The sequence below is a fragment of the Collinsella sp. AF33-16 genome (genome assembly GCF_003475325.1).
Classification (GTDB): Bacteria; Actinomycetota; Coriobacteriia; order Coriobacteriales; family Coriobacteriaceae; genus Collinsella.
Map to the genome: position 1 here is coordinate 1 of NZ_QRQC01000030.1, position 19,986 is coordinate 19,986.

General features: G+C 48.4%; 14 protein-coding genes. All 14 read left to right on the forward strand.

All coding sequences use genetic code 11. The features are described 5' to 3' along the window. A partial coding sequence (locus DWZ52_RS09970; RefSeq protein ID WP_158572441.1) for a hypothetical protein occupies positions 1 to 698 on the forward strand: 698 nt, incomplete at its 5' end. Further along, positions 695 to 1,912: a glycosyltransferase gene (locus DWZ52_RS09170; RefSeq protein WP_158572442.1), complete on the forward strand. Its 1,218-nt coding sequence runs from the start codon at positions 695 to 697 to the stop codon at positions 1,910 to 1,912. The genes DWZ52_RS09970 and DWZ52_RS09170, both read left to right, overlap by 4 nt. Next, positions 1,912 to 2,970 (forward strand): polysaccharide biosynthesis protein, encoded by a 1,059-nt coding sequence (locus tag DWZ52_RS09175; protein ID WP_118385398.1) that lies wholly within the window; start codon positions 1,912 to 1,914, stop codon positions 2,968 to 2,970. Before DWZ52_RS09170 ends, DWZ52_RS09175 begins: the two co-directional genes overlap by 1 nt. Positions 2,971 to 2,973: 3 nt before the next feature. Then, positions 2,974 to 4,119, forward strand: a complete 1,146-nt coding sequence (locus tag DWZ52_RS09180) for a polysaccharide pyruvyl transferase family protein (protein ID WP_118385399.1) — start codon at positions 2,974 to 2,976, stop codon at positions 4,117 to 4,119. Next, positions 4,120 to 5,304, forward strand: a complete 1,185-nt coding sequence (locus tag DWZ52_RS09185; protein WP_118385400.1) for a Coenzyme F420 hydrogenase/dehydrogenase, beta subunit C-terminal domain — start codon at positions 4,120 to 4,122, stop codon at positions 5,302 to 5,304. Then, positions 5,304 to 6,692, forward strand: coding sequence for a lipopolysaccharide biosynthesis protein (locus DWZ52_RS09190; RefSeq protein WP_117767106.1), 1,389 nt, complete (start codon positions 5,304 to 5,306; stop codon positions 6,690 to 6,692). Before DWZ52_RS09185 ends, DWZ52_RS09190 begins: the two co-directional genes overlap by 1 nt. A 22-nt stretch (positions 6,693 to 6,714) precedes the next feature. Further along, on the forward strand, positions 6,715 to 7,944 hold the full coding sequence (locus tag DWZ52_RS09195) for an NAD-dependent epimerase/dehydratase family protein (RefSeq protein WP_187365020.1): 1,230 nt from the start codon (positions 6,715 to 6,717) through the stop codon (positions 7,942 to 7,944). 4 nt (positions 7,945 to 7,948) lie between these two features. Next, positions 7,949 to 9,133 carry a non-hydrolyzing UDP-N-acetylglucosamine 2-epimerase gene (gene wecB, locus DWZ52_RS09200; protein WP_117767102.1) on the forward strand — a complete coding sequence of 395 codons (1,185 nt, stop codon included), beginning with the start codon at positions 7,949 to 7,951 and terminating at the stop codon, positions 9,131 to 9,133. Between the two features lie 490 nt (positions 9,134 to 9,623). Further along, positions 9,624 to 12,023 carry a tetratricopeptide repeat protein gene (locus DWZ52_RS09205; protein WP_118385401.1) on the forward strand — a complete coding sequence of 800 codons (2,400 nt, stop codon included), beginning with the start codon at positions 9,624 to 9,626 and terminating at the stop codon, positions 12,021 to 12,023. 158 nt (positions 12,024 to 12,181) lie between these two features. After that, the gene (locus DWZ52_RS09210; protein WP_147352158.1) at positions 12,182 to 15,040 is read left to right on the forward strand and encodes a hypothetical protein; all 2,859 of its coding nucleotides are present in this window, start codon (positions 12,182 to 12,184) and stop codon (positions 15,038 to 15,040) included. Positions 15,041 to 15,067: 27 nt separating this feature from the next. Further along, the gene (locus DWZ52_RS09215; protein WP_118385403.1) at positions 15,068 to 17,524 is read left to right on the forward strand and encodes an AAA family ATPase; all 2,457 of its coding nucleotides are present in this window, start codon (positions 15,068 to 15,070) and stop codon (positions 17,522 to 17,524) included. A gap of 154 nt (positions 17,525 to 17,678) precedes the next feature. Further along, a complete protein-coding gene (locus DWZ52_RS09220; RefSeq protein WP_147352159.1) occupies positions 17,679 to 18,704 on the forward strand; it encodes a hypothetical protein in 1,026 nt (341 codons plus the stop codon). A gap of 51 nt (positions 18,705 to 18,755) precedes the next feature. Next, positions 18,756 to 19,172: an ATP-binding protein gene (locus tag DWZ52_RS09875; protein ID WP_147352160.1), complete on the forward strand. Its 417-nt coding sequence runs from the start codon at positions 18,756 to 18,758 to the stop codon at positions 19,170 to 19,172. 3 nt (positions 19,173 to 19,175) lie between these two features. Next, on the forward strand, positions 19,176 to 19,964 hold the full coding sequence (locus tag DWZ52_RS09225; protein ID WP_118385405.1) for an AAA family ATPase: 789 nt from the start codon (positions 19,176 to 19,178) through the stop codon (positions 19,962 to 19,964). Positions 19,965 to 19,986 lie beyond the last annotated feature (22 nt).

Below are 19,986 nucleotides of genomic sequence, written 5' to 3' on the forward strand. Positions count from 1 at the left end.
CGCCTAGGCGCGGTCCAAGAAATCGTCCGCACCCCCCTTTGGTTATATTTGCCATAGGGGAGAAGGATAAATCACTTCCTAGATTTGTTTTGCTGGTGGTCACTTATGCTCTCAGCTCAGCAAACTCAGGTTTGCTTGCCTCAATCGTGGTATTGATCTTTTTCCTTGTTTTTAAGAAGAAGACACAACTTGACTTTCTTGTTGCATCGTTAATGTTTCTCGTTGCTGTTCTGTACCTTCCGTTTCATAATGTCGACTGGATAACCGCGGCGGGCGAGAGGCTTGCTGCCGGAGGCTCGTTGGATAATAGAGTTATCCGCGGATTCATATGCTTTGGATTTCTCGACTCCTTTCATCAGGTTGTTGGAGTTGGTCTTAACAACCTTGGTTCTTATATGAGCTACAACGCGCTGTCCACCGGGTTTGACAGCGACGGCCTAAATTACTGTGCGACATGGATTCAGACGCTCAATTATTCTGGAATTATTGGATTCTGCGCCCTTGTTTTTTATGTTGGATCCTTGTTTAAGCAATGTAATGGACGTATGTCCCGAGCCCTGTGCATAGTCTTGATCGTTGTTATGGCATATGAATCAATTCTCTTTTCCTACAGATTTGCTTTCATGGTCATCCTCCTCGAGGGATTCATTCGCAGCGAAAAAGCTGCCGCTGAATGCGAAGCCGAGGTGCAGCAATGAAAATTGTCATCGCTGCACTTCAGCGGTTGAGCGCCAACGGGATATGTGCACAGGCCGTTGTCTCGGAGCTAGTGCGACGCGGGCACGAGGTCGTTTGGGTTTGTAACCATGAGTTTGAATCACACGACCGACAGGATGGGGTAGAGTTTCGCGAGATCGATCCCCGCTGGGTCGACGTAGCACTTGCGAGACATCCCGGTCGTTCGGCTGCCCATACTGCTATCGTCGCGGCCAACCGTTTCGGAATGCTGCGCTCTTTGGGCACGTGGCCCCTTGTGTCAAAAGGCTATTCTCGACGCGTGACCAGGGCAGTTTGCGAGGCTTGCGTCGGCGCCGACATCGTGGTGGGGGCATACACTCAAATCGACGCTCTCATCGCTGCGCATGAGGCCAAATCCCGGAACCCACGGCTTCACTACATTGCTTGGTTCCTGGACAGCTTTGTGGGCGGTTATGGCCCGCGCTTTTTATCTGCAAAACAACTTGAGGAGCGAGTCGGGCGTTGGGATCGCGAGTTGCTCGACAATGCCGATGTTGTCGTGTCTATGGAGTCAGCCCGCTGTTTCCATATGGATCGATGTGTTAACGAACCATGGTTCGAAAAAATGCGCTTCTTAGATCTCCCCTTGCTCGACCTTCATAGGATGGTCGATTGTTCCGACGATCCTGGTACTCCCAAAGGAGTAAAGACTATCGTCTATGCGGGTTCTCTTCCCAAGGGGATTCGCTCACCTCGCTTCTTCCTGAACGTGCTTTCCTGCATGCCGGAGGAACCGCTGCGAGTTGTGTTCGTCGGTGATGCAGCCAATGACGATCTCAATGCGGCAGCTTCGAGTGACCGACGCATTGAGATTCGGGGGCGTCTTTCGCACGGCGATGCCGTGGCGCTTTTGCGTTCGGCAGATTTCGTACTCACCCTCGGAAATCGCCTAGACAACATGACACCCTCGAAAGTGTTCGAGCTCATGGCCTTGCGCAAACCCATATTGGCTACTTATCCCATAGATGACGAGCCAAGCATGCCGTACTTGAAGCGTTACGGCGACGTGCTGCTATTGGATGAAAGGAGTGATGCCTCTGAGGCGGCGACAAAGCTTCGCGACTTCCTCCGTATGTCTCATGAACCGCCTACGGTGGAAGAGCTTGAGAAAAACTTCTGGAACAACACGCCGTCGGCGTTTTGTGACCTTATCGAGTTATTAGGAGATAAATAATGAAATCAAGCACTGCATTTAAAGACAAGACCCTCATGATCACGGGTGGCACCGGCTCGTTCGGCAACACCGTGCTCAAGCACTTCATGAACACCGACCTGGCCGAGATCCGCATCTTCTCCCGCGACGAGAAGAAGCAGGACGACATACGCCACCGCCTGCAGGAGAGGTCGCCCGAGCTCGCCTCCAAGGTGCGCTTCTTCATCGGCGACGTCCGCAACGCCCAGAGCGTGCGCGACGCCATGCACGGCGTGGACTACATCTTCCACGCCGCCGCCCTCAAGCAGGTGCCCTCCTGCGAGTTCTTCCCCATGGAGGCCGTCCGCACCAACGTCATCGGCACGGACAACGTGCTGCACGCAGCGATTGAGGAAGGCGTCGACCGCGTCGTGTGCCTGTCCACCGACAAGGCCGCATACCCCATCAACGCCATGGGCAAGTCCAAGGCCATGATGGAGTCCATAATCTACGCCAACGCCCGCAACGGCGCCGGCCGCACCACCATCTGCTGCACCCGCTACGGCAACGTCATGTGCTCGCGCGGCAGCGTCATCCCGCTGTTCATCGACCGCATCCGCAAGGGCGAGCCGCTGACGGTCACCGACCCCAACATGACCCGCTTCCTCATGAACCTGGACGAGGCGGTGGACCTGGTGCAGTTCGCCTTCGAGCACGCCAACCCCGGCGACCTGTTCATCCAGAAGGCGCCGGCGTCCACCATCGGCGACCTCGCCGAGGCCGTCCAGGAGGTCTTCGGCCGCGTGGGCACCCAGGTGATCGGCACCCGCCACGGCGAGAAGCTCTTCGAGACCCTCATGACCCGCGAGGAGCGACTGAGGTCCGAGGACATGGGCGGCTACTACCGCGTGGCCTGCGACTCGCGCGACCTGAACTACGACAAGTTCGTCGTGGACGGCGAGGTGGAGACCCAGGCCGACGAGTCCTACACCTCCCACAACACCGAGAGACTCGACGTGGAGGGCACCATCGCCAAGATCAAGACGGCCGAGTACGTGCAGCTGGCACTCGAGGGCCGCGAGCACGAGGCGGTGCAGTAGACAGTGGCTAAAATTGGAATCTTAACTTCAACTCCGTCGTTTAATGACAATTATGGAGCTATTTTGCAGGCATATGCCCTGCAGCGCTGGTTAATTCTTGAGGGACATGAACCCAGCGATATTCTTTATCATGGGGATAATGAACCTATGTTAAATAAAAAGATGAGTCCGGTCGTTCGTTTTAAGGGTATTTTCTTTTCAGGGAACACCTTCCGACAGGCGCTCGGAACTGTTTTAACAAAAAAGGTTCGTCAAGCCCGTAGTAGGTATTTTCAGAAGTTTCAGAATGCTCACCTCGTAATATCAAACGAAACTTATGATTTTGCAGCATTAAAAAAATCTGTCGATGATTTTGATTGTTGTATTTGTGGAAGCGACCAGGTATGGAACCCAAGAGTCCATGGAGGAGTCAATGACCCTGGTTATTTCTTGCAATTTGCTGTTGGCGAGCGTCTCACGATAGCATATGCTCCAAGCTTTGGTGTTTCCGTTCTTCCCGATGCGTGCTACGACAATCTTGCAGAGTTTGTTGCCGGGATTGATTATGTTTCCGTACGCGAGGATTCCGGCGCTAAGCTACTTGCCGATGCTGGAGTTAAAGCTCCGGTAGTCGTTGATCCGACTATGCTTCTTACCGATAAAGACTACGATAAGATTGCAATTCGACCTGACTGGCTTCCGGAACGTTACATAGCGGTATACAAATTTGGAGAGCGTAACGAATTCGATTCAAAAATCAAGGATACTGCCAATAAGCTTGGTCTTCCTATTATTAATATACCTGCATCCGTTGACTCCTCTTTCAAAACGCGTTGGGATATTGGCCCGTCAGAATTTATTGCAATTATTCGCGATGCTGATTTAGTCTGTACCGATTCCTTCCATGCCACGGTATTTTCGACGTTATACAAAACGCCATGTATTGTTTTTCCACGAGATGCTATCGGCTCCAAAAAATCGATGAATTCAAGAATGGAAGGCTTGCTTGATCGTCTTGGAATGAGCTGCAGGTACGTAGCTTCATCTTCAGAATGGGATCGGGCCCTTGCAATGAAAATTGATTATTCAGAAGCTCATAATAGGCTTGCCGCATGGCGTTCCGATAGCGAAAAATATTTGATTTCAGCTCTTTCAGGAATCGGCGAATAGATGGCAGGTAATGAGTCAGTGACTATCGAGGACATCGATGGGATTTCCTCCTTATGCACAGGATGTGGAGCATGTGCCGCTGCGTGTCCGACGGGTTCAATTTGTATGACAACCGATAGGGAAGGCTTTTCTTACCCCCGCGTAGATAATAATCAGTGCATTGCCTGTCACAAGTGTCTCAATGTCTGTCAGGCGTCTCGGGATAGTGCCAAACATAACCCGATTGAAATCGAAGTGCTATATGCCTCCCGAAAAGACGAAAGAGCCGCTGGATCATCTGGCGGAATCATGGGTCTACTAGCCAAGCGAGTTTTAGAGTCAAATGGTGTAGTGTTCGGAGCGGTTTTCGATGCGGAGGGCCATAGGGTTATACATGCATCTACGGAAACGCATTCCTTGGAGAAAATCCTACGTTCTAAGTATGTCCAAAGTGAGGCGTGGCCAACTTATGCTCGTGTAAAACAGCATCTATGTTCTGGTGAACAGGTCCTGTTTTGCGGCACGCCTTGTCAAGTTATCGGACTAAACCGGTATCTTGGAAAACAGTACTCCAATTTACTGACAGTTGATTTCTTCTGTCACGGTGTTCCTTCGCCCGGTTTTTTTGCTGATTACGCTCGTCTAGTCGAAAGTCAAAAGGGGAGCCGTTTGACTGATGTGACCTTTCGCGAGAAAAGTCACGGTTGGAGAGAGCAGCACATGCGTTGGTACTTTTCAGATGGATCGAATATAGAAGAACCTTCCCTCGATAATTGCCATTACTTCTTCTTCTTGGGCAATTATTCCTTAAGAAAATCATGTTATACGTGTGAGCTGTATAAACGTCATGAAGCAGATATAACACTGGCAGATTATTGGCTAATTGACCCCGCGTTTGATGACGATCTTGGCACCTCTCTTGTTCTTGCAAATACGGAAAATGGATTAACCTTTCTGAAGGATATCAAGAAAGACACTATTGAGGTCCCTGTTGACAATTTCGACTTCGAAATTTATCGACATAGCTACTGCCCTAATAAACGCGCTAACTTTTTTGATTGTTACGTAAATGAAGGTATTGAAGCAACATGCGGTTCTTATTTCGATAATGAGCATCGCGTATGGTGTATTAGAAACAGATGCGGCGCAATTAAAAACGCTTTTGTGTCAAAAATCAAAAACTGCATAGGGGCATTTACAAGATAATGGGCAGTAAAAAAAGCTTTATTAAGAACTCATTGCTGTTTATGCTTGGTTCTGGATTATCAAAAGCACTCGGCATCATTATGTTGCCGTTATACACTTCTCAAATTCCAACAGAAGATTACGGTGCTTACGATATTTCGCTTACTCTTATCACAATTGTAAGTTCGATTGCATACTTCGAACTTTGGTCTGCCGTCTTACGTTTTATGTATGATCGCTCAGACAGAAATAGTAAGGCAACAGTTGTTCGATCTGGTCTATATCTGTTACTATGCGCGACGGTAGTATTTGTAATACTTGGAGTGGTATTGTGCTCATCCCTTTCTCTGGGTCATCCGGTATGGTTGATGAGTTATGGAGTTGCAATATCTACGTCAACGTTTTTTTGTTTTGTAGCAAGGGGCTATGGAAAGAACGCTGAGTTTACGTTATCTGGTATTTTGAGCAGTGTTGTAATTGCAGTCACAAATATTGGTCTGATTCTTTTACTCCATTTTGACTATTCCGCTCTGTATATCAGTTATGTAATAGGCTCAATAGTTCAGTGTGTTTATCTTGGCTGGACTATTGGTATTGGCGAGATAGTCAAGTCGTCAGAAAAGGATAACGAACTAACAAAAAGCCTATTGCGTTTTGCTGCGCCCTTATGCTTGAACACGGCTTCTTATTGGCTATTATCAAGCGCTTCTCGACTTGTTTTCAACTATATGAGCGGAAATGCTGCAAGCGGCGTGTTCTCTGTTGGAAATAAATTTGGCCAGGTCATAGTTCTTGCAACAACGTGTTTTACATATGCATGGCAAGACCTTTCATTCTCAGAAAGCTCTAAAGGGGCAGACTCTCTTTTTTATACACGTGCATGCCGTACGTATCTGACTTTCTTATCGGCCGCCTTTGCTCTTCTGCTCCCCATGCTCAGGTGTGCCTTTCCACTTTTCGTCAGGGGTTCCTATGGCGATGCAATCGATATAGTCCCGCTTGCCCTTGTCGTTGCTTTAATTAGTGGATACTCTGGCTTTGTTGGCAACGTTTTTTATGCTATCAAAAAAACAAAGACAATTACCGTTTCAACGGTAATTGCAGGTTTAGTCGCTGTAGGCTTTTCGCCTTTATTTATCAATATTTTAGGCGCAAATGGAGTAAATGTTGCCGTTCTTCTCGGGTTTATTGTAAATCTTGCAGTTAGAGCGTTCGTACTAAACCGAGAAATCGGCTTTAAGCTCTGTTATAAAATCGTGATACCGTGCTCGTTGTGGATAGCGCTTTCTTGTGTTGCGTTTTGGTATGGACTGCTGTGGTCAACAATTTCTTTGATATGCAGTATTTTCATTGCCTGTTACCTATTTAAAGACGAAGTATCGTCATTATTTCATCTACAAAATAAGTGACCAATTTGCCTAGATTTTTGGAATGGAATTAATCTTGAAAGTACTAATCACTGGATCGAAGGGGTTCGTGGGTAGGAACCTCTGCTGTGCGCTGAAGAACATAAGGGACGGCAAGGACCGTCGCGAGAAGTATGCGAGCCTGCTGCCCCTCGAGGTCATGGAGTACGACGTCGACTCGACGCCCGCTGAGCTGGAGGACTACTGCTCCCGCGCCGACTTCGTCTTCAACCTGGCCGGCGTCAACCGCCCCAAGGACCAGGCGGAGTTCATGGAGGGCAACTTCGGGTTCGCCTCCACGCTGCTGGACACCTTGGAGCGCCACGGGAATAAATGCCCCGTCATGCTCTCCAGCTCCGCGCAGGCGAGCCTGTCGGGCCGCTTCGAGGGCTCGGTCTACGGCGAGTCCAAGCTCGCGGGGGAGGGCCTGTTCCGCGAGTATTCCGAGCGCACGGGCGCCCCGGTACTCATCTACCGCTTCCCCAACCTCTACGGCAAGTGGTGCCGCCCGCGCTACAACTCCGCCGTGGCGACCTTCTGCGACGCCATCGCCAACGGCCGCCCCTACACCGTGAACGACCCCTCGGTGGAGCTCGAGCTCCTCTACATCGACGACCTGGTCGACGAGATGCTGGGCGCCCTGCTGGGGCGTGAGCACCGCTGCGGATACGAGGGGCTCGAGCGCATCGAGGGAGATCAGTTCTGCTACGTCCCAGAAACCGACGTGAAGACGCTGGGCGAGATCGTCTACCTGCTGGACAGTTTCCGAGACAGCCGCGAGACGCTCTCGGTGCCCGACCTGACCGAGGGCTCCTTCTCCAAGAAGCTCTGGAGCACGTTCCTGTCCTACTACGAGCCGGGGCACTTCGCCTACGGACTCAAGCCTAACGTGGACGTGCGCGGCTCGTTCACCGAGTTCCTGCGCACGCCGGAGCGCGGCCAGGTCTCCATCAACGTCTCGAGGCCCGGTATCACCAAGGGCAACCACTGGCACATGAGCAAGTGGGAGAGGTTCCTGGTGGTCTCCGGCACCGCCTCCATCAAGCTCAGGAAGGTGGGGGAGGACTCCGATGGAAACCCGTTCCCCGTCGACGAGTACACCGTCTCGGGTTCGGACATGCGCGCCGTGGAGATGGTCCCCGGCTACACGCACTCCATCACCAACCTGTCCGACACCGAGGACCTCGTGACGGTCATGTGGGCCAACGAGCCCTTCGACCCCGAGAATCCCGACACCTACTACGAGGAGGTCTAGCCGCATGGGCAAGGACTATTCCGATATCGCATTCGAGGACGACGGCCGCCTGAAGCTGCTCATTATCGTGGGCACCCGCCCCGAGGTCATCCGCCTGTCCGAGGTCATCAAGAAGTGCCGCCGCCACTTCGACTGCCTGCTGGCGCACACCGGTCAGAACTACGACTACACGCTCAACGGCATCTTCTTCCGCGACCTGGAGCTCGCCGACCCCGACGTCTACCTGGACGCCGTGGGCGCCGACCTCGGCGAGACCGTGGGCAACATCATCGCCGCGAGCTACAGGCTCATGGTCCAGGTCCAGCCCGACGCCCTTCTGATCCTGGGCGACACTAACAGCTGCCTGTCCGCCATCGCGGCCAAGCGCCTGCACATCCCCATCTTCCACATGGAGGCGGGCAACCGCTGCAAGGACGAGTGCCTGCCCGAGGAGACCAACCGCCGCATCGTCGACGTGATCTCCGACGTCAACCTGGCCTACTCCGAGCACGCCCGCCGCTACCTGAAGGACACCGGCTGCGCCCCCGAGCGCACCTACGTCACCGGGTCGCCCATGGCAGAGGTCCTGCGCGCCAACCTGGAGAAGATCGAGGCGTCGGACGTCCTGACCGAGCTCGGGCTGGAGCCGAAGAAGTACATGCTGCTGTCCGCCCACCGCGAGGAGAACATCGACACCGAGGTCAACTTCACGAGCCTGTTCACCGCCATTAACGCGCTGGCCGAGAGGTACGACATGCCGATCCTGTACTCCTGTCACCCGCGCTCCCGCAAGCGCCTGGAGGCCACCGGCTTTCAGCTCGACCCCCGCGTCCGCATGCACGAGCCCATGGGCTTCCACGACTACAACTGCCTGCAGATGAACGCCTTCGCCGTGGTGTCTGACTCCGGTACCCTGCCCGAGGAGTCCAGCTTCTTCGCGAGCGTCGGGCATCCGTTCCCGGCGGTGTGCATCCGCACCTCCACCGAGCGCCCCGAGGCCCTGGACAAGGCGTGCTTCACGCTGGCCGGCATCAGCGAGCGCGGCCTGCTCCAGGCCGTCCGCACCGCCGTCGAGCTCGATGCGGAGGGGTCGCTGCCCGAGGCTCCCGTCCCCGACTACGCCGACGAGACCGTGTCCACCAAGGTGGTCAAGATCATCCAGAGCTACACCGGCGTCGTGGACAAGATGGTGTGGAGGAAGAGCCTCTAGCTTCATTACTAATGGATAGCCATTTTAAATATTGCCAATTATCGGCTAAACATCTTGCAGATGTTGCCGACAAATTCTATACGAAAGATTTGTATTGAGGAATTAGTACAATGGGCGGCCCTTTGCTTTCTGCAAAGGGCCGCCCACCCCTTATAGCCCTCATTGCTAATAAAGCTTCGATTCTTTCACACAGCGAATTATAGAGCACTCGCTTTATGTGAGCCGCGCATACCTCGGACCATTCGCTGTTTGTATTTATTGCTGGCATATTACGTCCTATGTAAGGAGGAAAGGAATGTTTGGAAAAGTCAGGAAAACGAGAAGCGACTGTACGGTTGGTACCTACGAGAAGAAGCATGACCTTCCTGCAGGAACACTTAGGAACTCTGATGGTCGTAAGGCCAGAAAGGATAAAACTCTGAAATCCCTTCGAAAAGAAACTGGAAGCGACTATCGATAACTTCTGAAACTATAAGATTGGGGTACTGCAATGGGAACTGATGTCTTTGTTCTTGGTGACGATCAGAGCTATGCAGCAAGCATGGCCAATGACTACACCTTGAAGCCGTCGTCTGAGATGAGCGGTCGTTCAAGTTCGCGAGCGCATATTCAAGAAGTTGCTGCCGAAGTGCTTTCGAAGGAAAACGGGACTGGCAAGGTCTTTTCGATCTACGGGACCGGCGGGCTTGGGAAGACGTTCCTCATGGAAGAGTTGTATTCCGACTTTACACATAGGTTTACCCACAATACCGTTGTTACCAGGCATAGCTTTGAAGGAGAAGAGATAACCTCTGAAGAGAAGATTCTAAAAGAGCTCTCGGATCTTCTTGCATGCAACGGAGTGCCAAGTCCAACCTTTAGGATGAATTACTACGCATGGAGAGCAAAAGCATCGAATTTTGCATTGGCTAAAGCCGAGTTCTGCGCTGATTTTGAGCAAGCAAAAAATAAGGGAGTCGAGATTTCGACGATGTTGTCGGGTCTTGCTGCTCCCTTTATTGATCAATTTACCCAAGGCCTTGGTGGCTCTATTCTTAATGCTGCCATTGAGATTGGGGTTTATGCAGCCGATTCTATTAAAAGTGCCAAAGCGTGTAATGAATGGAAGAGCCTAACGGAAGAGAAAACCTCCAGTGATTTGAAAAGGTCATTGGCGGCTAGTCTTAAGTCTGATATCGAAGCGTGGACTGGTCGCAATGAACGGAAGCTTATCTTCTTTTTGGATACATTTGAGAAGCTGGGTTGGGTTGCTGGTGAATGGCGAATAGGTCGATACGATTGGGCAAAGACCATCTCGGAGGCAAAGGGGTCTCTCTGGATTGTCGCTGGGCGCTGCAGACTTGCATGGAAAAATGTGGTTCGTTTTCCTGTTCAGCTTGAGCCCATGAGCTCATCTGAAGCAGACGACCTGTTGGTGAAATGCGGAGTCAGTGATTCCGAGCTGCGTAGCTTGGCTGTGGAGAAAGCCAGAGGAATACCCGTATACTTAATAATGCTTGCTGACATGATTAATAGATCGTCAGTCGCGGAGGCAAGGCGCGACCTTCTTTGCATTGTTGATTATGATAATCTCGTCGAAGTGTATTTACGGGGCCTCGATGCCTCCCTTAAGCCTGCCATCTATACCGCTGCTTTTATTGAGTACTGGGACTACGAATTTATGATGGCAGTGGGGGAATCCTTCATTGATCCTAATGCTATTGCTCAACTTGAAAATCTTTCCTTTGTATGGAAGCGGCAAGATAGCTTTGAAATGCATGAGGTTGTCGCCGATCTCATTCGTAGATCTGCTAAGGGCCCTGTCGTATTGAAGCTTTTCAAGGCGTGCGGAGATTTGCTCGGGCAGTTGGGCTCAGACGATAAAAGGACTGCCTATGCAAAGGATACTTATAGACTTCATGTGCTCAAGGCAAGGCAACTTCTTGCTGTAGAAGGTGTGGACGTTCTTGGATCCGAGGCAGCTTTTAATGCTCGCATGCAATATGCCGAGGCGGCATGGCACAACGGTCAAGTTGAGCAGGCATATGACCTTTATAAAGAAATTCAATGTTCTTACGCTCCTACAAGCTCTGCAGATGAACCTAGCATTTATTTCTTGAGAGCAAAACTCAAGACTGCGGCTCTTAAAACTCAACTTTGGTTAACCAGAGGCGAAAGAACATGGCATGAACAAGCCATCGCAGATACCGTTGAAGTTTTAAATGACGTAAGGGAGCATTATCCGAATGAACGGCTCATTTATCTTTCGGCGCTTAATGATCTTGGTATTTCCTGGAAACGATTCAAAGACTTCGACAAGGCTTTCTACTATCAGAATCAAGTTGTGAGAGCGCTTAAGGATAAAAAAGCCAAGGAACTAGATGCCGATGAGGCTCGCTTTATTAACAACTACGGAGCAACATGCCAACAATACGGTGCCAAGCTTAAACAAGAGGGCAACGCTTCCGAAGGGCAAGAGTACCTTAAAAGGGCTTTGAAGTATTACGACAAGGCCTACAAAGCGCGTAAGACTCTGTTTGGCACAAACAGCCTTCAGGCTTTAATCGTGCTTACCAACAAGGGCGTTGCCAACATGTTGATGGGCAAGTATCCTGAAGCTGAAAACATGCTTGAAAAAGCCTATAGAGGCTTTAAAAGCGGTGGTTTCCCCACGGGAGATTCCTCTTATTTGAGAGCTAGATTTCAGCTGGCCAATGTTAGTTCTAACAAAGCAAGAGAGCTCAAGGATGCTGGCTTGATCGATGAGGCGCGCATCGAGGGGCGTAAAGCGCTTGAGTTGCACAAGAAGGTTTATAACGATAAGAAAGAATGCCTAACTGAATGGGCTGTTGATACGGGAAAATCGAGAGATGCGGTAAAGGCCGCTGAAAAGTTTTTGGCAGAGCTTTAGTGGGCGATTGTTGGCTGTTTGTTTGTATTGATTCGTGTTGGATCGTCTAACTGTAAAAGTCTTTAAAGGCCACTATTTACCGTTTATCGAGAAGAAGTTTATTGCTACGACACGAGTGCTAGAATCAGCTCATCAATCTCTATATTAGGGGTGTAGCAATGTTTGATACCAAAATCGCTCTTGAGCAATTTAATGCGCTTTCTGATGTTGCAAGAAAGCGATTGAGTAGCGCCCTTGATTCAATAGAGCATGGTATTTCACCTAATACAGATGCCATTCATGATCTGAGCCTTTCTCTTTCAGATTTAAGATCAGCATATGAGAAAGCAAAAGGTGCTGCCATTCATTGCGCTAACGCCGACGGTGTGAATGATGCTGATGCAGCTTTTTGCTCATATATTGAAACAATTGACGAAAATGAACGCCGACAATTAATTGCTGCATTACAACCAATTATTTCTTTACTTGAGAGGTTTGTTAGAGTTAAGTCTGACAAGGATGCCTTTATGGGAGACCTTATTCCCATTCAAAGCGAGGCATCAGACTTGCTTGATAGTCTAAAAAATGACCCACTGTCTTTAAATCAGGGCGAATCGGGTTTAAATAACAATGTAGTTAGGCCTAAACAGCTTTTTATGGAGGCCCTACATCATGAGGACATGACCGATGATAGGGGTATCGAACTTTCTGAAGAACTTGCCGGCCTCTTGCCGCAGCGTATTATCTACGGTCTTATAGCAGGTGTCTACTATGAACCCCACAACCCGAATCCCATAAAACAGCCGGAGCCTCAGGCTGCAGTTTATCAGGCAAAGAGCGACCCTGTCTTGCCTGTTTCCGAAGTGAAGAGTGAAGCCTTATCCTCTATTGAAGAAGATGGTGGATGCGCTGAAAAAGAATCGGCTCCATTAGCGCCTCAAAGGCCTTCTCTTGGCAAGAAAAAACTCGGCATTAAGAAACTCCAGAGCGACGTATTGAATGCTGGATATGTTGCTAGATTTACATTCTCGCTGCTCGCGTCATGGCCTGGACTCACTTCAGGCCAGATTGCTCGAATTGCATCATCGTTTTACGAATGGGATACCGTTCCCGAAGCCGTTCAGACGATTATCGATCGTCTTGTCAAAAAGACTTATTTAGAATCAGTCGCGGTCAGTGACAATACTCAATATTTCCTAACGGTCCCTGCTGCTGTACTTTGTAGCAAAGAAACCGTATATAACTACAAGAATGCTTGCCGAAAATCACCTTGGTTAATACCGATGCCGGAGAGCAGGATTTCAAACGGCATTAGAAATATAGACACGGCTGCTGAGCGCATCAAAGATATTAAGTCCAGGGACATTGTAGAGGTTTTGCGTTCATACGACCTTCTGATTGATTACTTATGCTATGTCGAAGATTCAAATTCGGGAGTGAACAAATCAAAACTGCTCGATAGCCTCTTTGGGAGTACTCCTTCTGCTGTTTTGGTCTATTTTAATGATCAGCTCATTAACTGCGTCCTCGCTCCCGAAGGCGAAAGACTTTCGTTGGAAGGCAACAACGTTCTGTCCAACGTTGCGCCAAAAGAAAACGTCGATAGCGCAAATATCGACCATTGGTTCGTTCTAAAGGATGGCTTATTAGAAGACGCTTTTGCGAAACTTGAATTCGCGGATGAAGAAGATGAAGATAATACGCCATTACCTTCATCATCTGAATCCTTGGAATCAGACCAAGGTCCTGCTGACTTCGCTATAGACTCCGAGGTTGTCATTCTGAATGAGGTGCATGAGTGCGATCGTAATAATCTCACCTCAACTGATGATTCAAATGAGGCAGAGGGTGTGGCGGTCGATTCGGGCGCCCAAGAAGCCGAACATGAAAACTCTGATGTTTCTATTCATCCTGACATCACGGATGAAATGGATTCGAACCAAATGGCCAGCATACTTGTCAAACGCAAGATGCCTCCATCAGACGATGAAGCTCGACTATTTGTCGGCAAGCTGCTTAATGAGCAAAATAGAATCCAATCGCTAGTTGCAGCGCATTATTTTCTTAAGGCCCTCTCGTTGGAGGGCGATCGACCTTGGGCTCAGTTGGCTTCACTTCAGATGGCCTATGGCTGCGATTCTAAAATTGAACGTCACCTGTATCGCGGCTCCGAATTGAAGGCTGCGTTTCCTACCGTTACTGCCGATACTAGCGCCTTACAGCTGGCCGCTTATTGTAGGGCAATGGTCGCTCCTGCAGTTGCCTATGACTATGAGCTGCATGCGACCGCGGAAACGTTTGGCAAGAACTTTGATGAGCTCTTTCCGCAATTTGTTGTATTAAAGCCGCTGTTTAATGAGCTGCTCATAATATGGGATGTTTCTCCGGAGCGAGGTCTTGATAGTCAGATAGTTGAGATGCTCGGTGGAGAGGAGAGAAGAGACCAGGCAATAGCCGAGACCGAAAGTAAGGCAAGGCTGCTATGCGCGCCTCCTAAAGTAAAGGCGATGATTAAAGGCATCCCCGAATTTCTTGAGTTGAGTTTTGGCGATTCGAGCGATCTTGGCTCTGTTCTAACGATTGTTGCTAATGATGACCGCGAATCTCGTCCTCTAATTGAAGACGTTCTTGCTCAGTTCAAGGTTGGCAGTTCCGATGCCGAGCAGGATAAAGCCATTTCTGACTTTATCGATTCGAAATGGCGTATGGCGGTAAATGGTAAGAAAAATAGAGGGATGAATCTTGAATATGCCGCTCGTAAGCATTTGGTTAGTGCCATTGAAGACCGCATCGAAGTATTAAAGGAGTGGAACACCCTAATCGGTTCTTCATTTAGAGAGGGGGCGCTAGAACAGCTGGGAAATCTCAAGGACAGGATTCTTGTTTTGACCGATGAGGTTTCTGTTTCTGGAGCAGCTTATAATCCGGTGGATTCGACTGTGCTGGACGCTTTATTTACCGATATAAAGCGTTTACTGACGGGAAATTCTTCCTGCACAATGGACTATGAACAATTTCTTGCCACTGGATGCATTTAGATTGATTCTGGTCTTCCTGTTTTGAACATGGATCTCTCCCGTGTCGTTTATTGCGAACCTTGGAGGGTTCTGCTCGAGCACCATCTGAGCCCTAAACTTGATTCAGCTGAGGCTGCTAGGCAGATTGCTGATCCAAGTTCGAGGCTATTTGACAATTTAGGCCAGCTCGACAACATCTTGAATCTGTGTGGCGCAATAGAGGGGGTTCTGCCTCCGAGCGACCTTGATCGTAAAAATGCGCATCAGTCAGCCTTGGATGAGCTGGATAAATATAAAGATATGCTCGAAATGGCGTATGCCTACAACAAAATTGATGAGCAACAGAAGGAACGCTTGCTAGAAATAGCTCGTCTGAACATGGGATTCTTCTTTGACTTGGAAGACTATGCCAATTGGAAGTGGTTCCTTAAGGGACTTCAGAAGCAGGTCGATGATCTTTCGCTTTCGCGTAAGACCGATCTTGATCGCAGGCTATCTTCTTGTCGTCGTAAGATCCAAGGTAAAAAATCCTCCTTGCTCGATAAGGCTACCGTTTTGTTTGAAGAGGGCAACTATGCTGTAGTTGAAGAGTATTTGAATAGAATAGATGCTGGCAAGCTTGATTTGGACGTAACGCCTATTACCGAGAGCGATGTTTTCTCGGAGTTTATTAGCGATGATGTTTATAAACAGCTATTTGATTGTTGCAAGAAATCTAACAACCGAAACGATTTTGCCAAGTTCGCAAAGTCCTATATTAATAAGAATGCTCCGAAGAGTTGGGATACTGATTACAAAGATTCAGGCTATAAAGAAAACGCCTTGAAAATGGTTGGAAGTTGGCCAAAGCGCGGAAATAAAACCGGAAGTGCCGATTGCAAGGATATTGCTACATTCTTGAGAGCTCTTGGATTGTCTGTTAGGCAAGTTGAACGCACTTCTCAAGGCCAAGCTCGGTACTCCGCGTCGCTACGCCCCGCTTCTCGCGGAATGACTCAATACAGTCATCCTATTGCGGCATTTGGCACTAAAATGCCGTCAAAGCTAGATGTTTTGCTGTTGTTCGGTTCATTATCGCCTAGAGATATCTTGTCTAAAGTTCGTGCTGCCGGACTGACGAGGATGTCCCTCGTATTTGTTGATAGCCCAATGAGACTCGAGGATAAAAGAGCCTTGGCAGAGCTATCACATGCGAGCAACAATCATCTTCAATTTATCGTTATTGATCAGGTCCTTGCATTGTTCTTGGCCTTGCACGAAGAGCCCGAACGTCTTCAGTTAATGCTGAAGTGCGCCTTGCCTTTTACGTTTTATCAACCATTTGTACGCGATGGCGGTCCTACCCCAGACGAAATGTTCTGCGGCAGGGATGCTGAGCTAAGAAGCATTATGGATCCTGGTGGAGCCATAATCGTCTATGGTGGCAGACAGTTGGGCAAGACTGCGCTTCTTCAAAGAGCCGAAAGCCTCTGCCAAAAACCTGATTCCAAAGAGTTCGCAGTCTATGTCAACATTCTTAATTGCCTGACTGAAAAGGATGTTGCCTGTAAGGTTGCTGAGGCTTTTGGTGCAAAAGCTGAACTTTCGCTTGGAAAGGTTGAGGACATTCGGTCCCTTGCGGCAGCGATTGCTAAAGCCATGAACTCCAAGCTTGCTTCCAGGGTTCTGTTGCTTCTTGATGAGTGTGATAATTTTCTCAATGCTATTGCTGAGCACCATTACAGGGAGCTCCAGCCTCTTATCGACCTAAAAAGTGAATCTACTAATAGCTTTAAGTTTGTGATTGCGGGCTTGCATAATGTTTGCAGAGCAAAAAACGCTATTCAGGAGAACGGCTTCTCGGGCCAAGTTGGTTCACCCATTTGCGTCAAACCATTATCACCCCAAGAAGCGCTGCAGCTAATTTCTAGGCCGCTGCTTTATTTGGGCTTCCAAGTTGATAGGTACCCTCATCTGGAGACCATCCTTACAAACACAAATTACTATCCAGGAATCATCCAGTTCTTTGGGCATACACTGGTTGAAACCATGAAAGAACAGTATGGCGTTTATTATCGTGCTGCTGATGGACAGCCTCCGTATCCTCTCCTTGAGGAGCAACTTGGCGAAATCATTAACAAGAATGATTTGAACAACAGTATTAGAGAAAAGTTCAGGCTCTCTCTGGAGCTCGATGAGCGATACTTTATGCTTGCTCGGTGTATCGCCATGTTGAGCTTTGCTGCAGAACGCGAGGATGATCAGAAGTCCCTGCTTGACGGCTTCAGTATCGACGCTATTCAGAAATCAGCGATCGAATTCGACATCTCATGCCTAAAATGCGAATCCCAGAGCGCTCTGGAGATACTGCTTGACGAAATGGTCGAGATGGGTATTTTGACTAAACCTTCTATGACTGTTCATTGTTATAAACTGCGCAGGCATTCGTTCTTGAATATCATCGGACCCAATGAAGATGCTGTTTTCGATGACATCATCGAAGCTAATGAGTGCGCTAAGGTTTAAAGGAAAGTGTGGCTTCATGGGCATGGACCATTCGTACATATGGTGGACCAATGTTACGGGTCCTCGGATGTTTATAAAATCAGTCGTGAGTTCTCTCTCGGACAATTACAATGTGCGATTGCTTCTGCCCAAGTTGTGCCCTTGGCCAAATAGGATGAGGGAGTTAATTGCTGAAGCCGCCCAAAGCGAATACGCGCTGGAAGGTGTCACTATTGATGTGGTCACACCGGATGATTTTAACAATGCTCAGAGTCCAGTTGAAGTGCTGCTTGATCGCTACGCTCTGAATGACGTAAGACTAAGATATAGGAATTCACTTAATCCCGCTGAGTATCTTATCCAGAATCACGTGTTGAAAGACAGAATCGTCTGGTTGACAGGTTTTGAGCCGAAAGACATTAAAACTTGGATGGGCTTAATCTGCGGGTGGCCATCTACAACACCTTTAGATGGATTGTTTGTTGTAGAGACTTCTTTTGATGGATGGTCTTCGCTGGATCAAAATGAAAATGATGGGTGCAAGACTATCAGTTATCGTGATTGCATAGGCGAGTATAGCGTTTCGTTATTCAATGGTTTACTTGTGGATGAAATGCCTTCAATGGCTTTTTCGGGTCAAGAAAAAAGCTACTGCGCCTCGCTGCTCTCCAACGTCTGCGGTGGGGACGTTGAGGTGTCAGATATCTTATCCGAGAACCTCGAACTTATGCTTGATAACAGCTATGATGTGCTCTGTTCTGTTTTAGATTGCTTTGATAATGATAGGGTCAAAGCTGATCATAATAATGTTCTTGCTATCGCTCTGCGAGCCGATAAGGGCTCAATCGATCGAAGAGTCTGGAAAGCACAGGTCGAGATTCTGTTCCCCATCTTGGAGGCTAGGCGATTGGCGGTGATAGCAAGAGTACGTGATCAGCTTACCGCCGTTTTGGAAAGCAGTGATGTCTCTCAATTTGGCGAGCGCGTATCTGAACCCGAGGATGTTGAACTCGGAACCCTTGTATACCTAATGGCGCAAACTAACGATGACGGCGAAAGACTTTTATATATCCCCGATCGAGAGCTCAGGAACGAAATCCATCTTCTTCGCGAATGCCGCAATATTATTGCGCACCACAAAATATGCGAATGGAGCCAAGTTAGATGGTTACTTGAATCAAGTGGAGATTCAGACGTATAAATTTCTAGATAAGACACTTTCGCAATAATGCATTTATTGATTGGCTGGCCCATGGTTAAACGTCTCAATATTAATCGATATAAGAAATTAAACGATATTGCTATTGAATTTGACTGTGGCGTTAATGCCATATCGGGAACGAATGGCACTTGCAAGACTACCCTGCTGCATATGATCAGCAACGCATACAAAGCTGTCAGCAGGAAAGATCACCAATTTAAAGATCCCGAAGCATTAAGAATGATTAATTCTCTCAATGCTCAAGTGAATACGAAGATCGAAAAATTAGCAAAAGGTGATAGGCAGTATAATAACCCTGCCCCTGGCTATAAAGAGGGGTCGTTGTTTGAAGTCGAGTATTTAGATGGTTCGCGACTGTCTTTTAGAAAGCATAATTCGGCCGTCAATAATCGATATGCAATTAAGCCCTATTACAAAAAAGGCAGTCATGATAGGTTGCCAGCCTAGCCAGTGCTTTATCTCGGACTGGCTCGTCTAATTCCTTGGGGAGAATATCAAGACGACGGTGCGCTGAAAAACTCATCATTCATACTCCCTGAGGACGCCCAGTCTGAGCTGAGCGATCTTTATGCTCGAATCACCGGAATTCACGCAAGCTCATTTCAAGCACAAAGTCTAAGAGACATTAAGAAAAGACAAGAATTTAGCACGGATATTGAAGGCGTAGATTCAAATACAGTATCTAGCGGCGAAGAGAATGTCTTGATACTTCTAACCGCCTTGCTCTCATTAAAAAGATATTATGAGGCTTTGGACGAGAGCTCTCAATCGGAAACGGTTTGTAGCCTATTGCTTGTTGACGAGCTTGATGCAACTCTGCACCCTTCGTTCCAATATGCTTTGCTTCAATTGCTTATTGAATACTCGACGCTATTCCATATTCAAATAGTCTTTACTACTCACAGTATCTTTATGTTAAAGCAAATGTTTAAAGAAAAACAGAATGTAATTTACCTGTATGACGGCGCAGGTGTTGTTTCCAAAATGGACAACCCTGATATTGAAAAAATAGAGATGTATCTCACAAATAGATCCCGAGCGGACCTATTCTCTGAAAAGAAAATACCTGTATTCACCGAAGATGAAGAAGCAAGGTGCCTCATTCGCCTGTTGATATCCCATCTATGCAAACAGGCAGATGGATTTAATCACTTAAACAGACATATCCATTTGATAGACGGAAATCTTGGCGGTGACGTTATATCTAGCCTATTTAAAGATGAGTATTTGCCCGCATGAGCACCGCTGAATATTGCGAAAC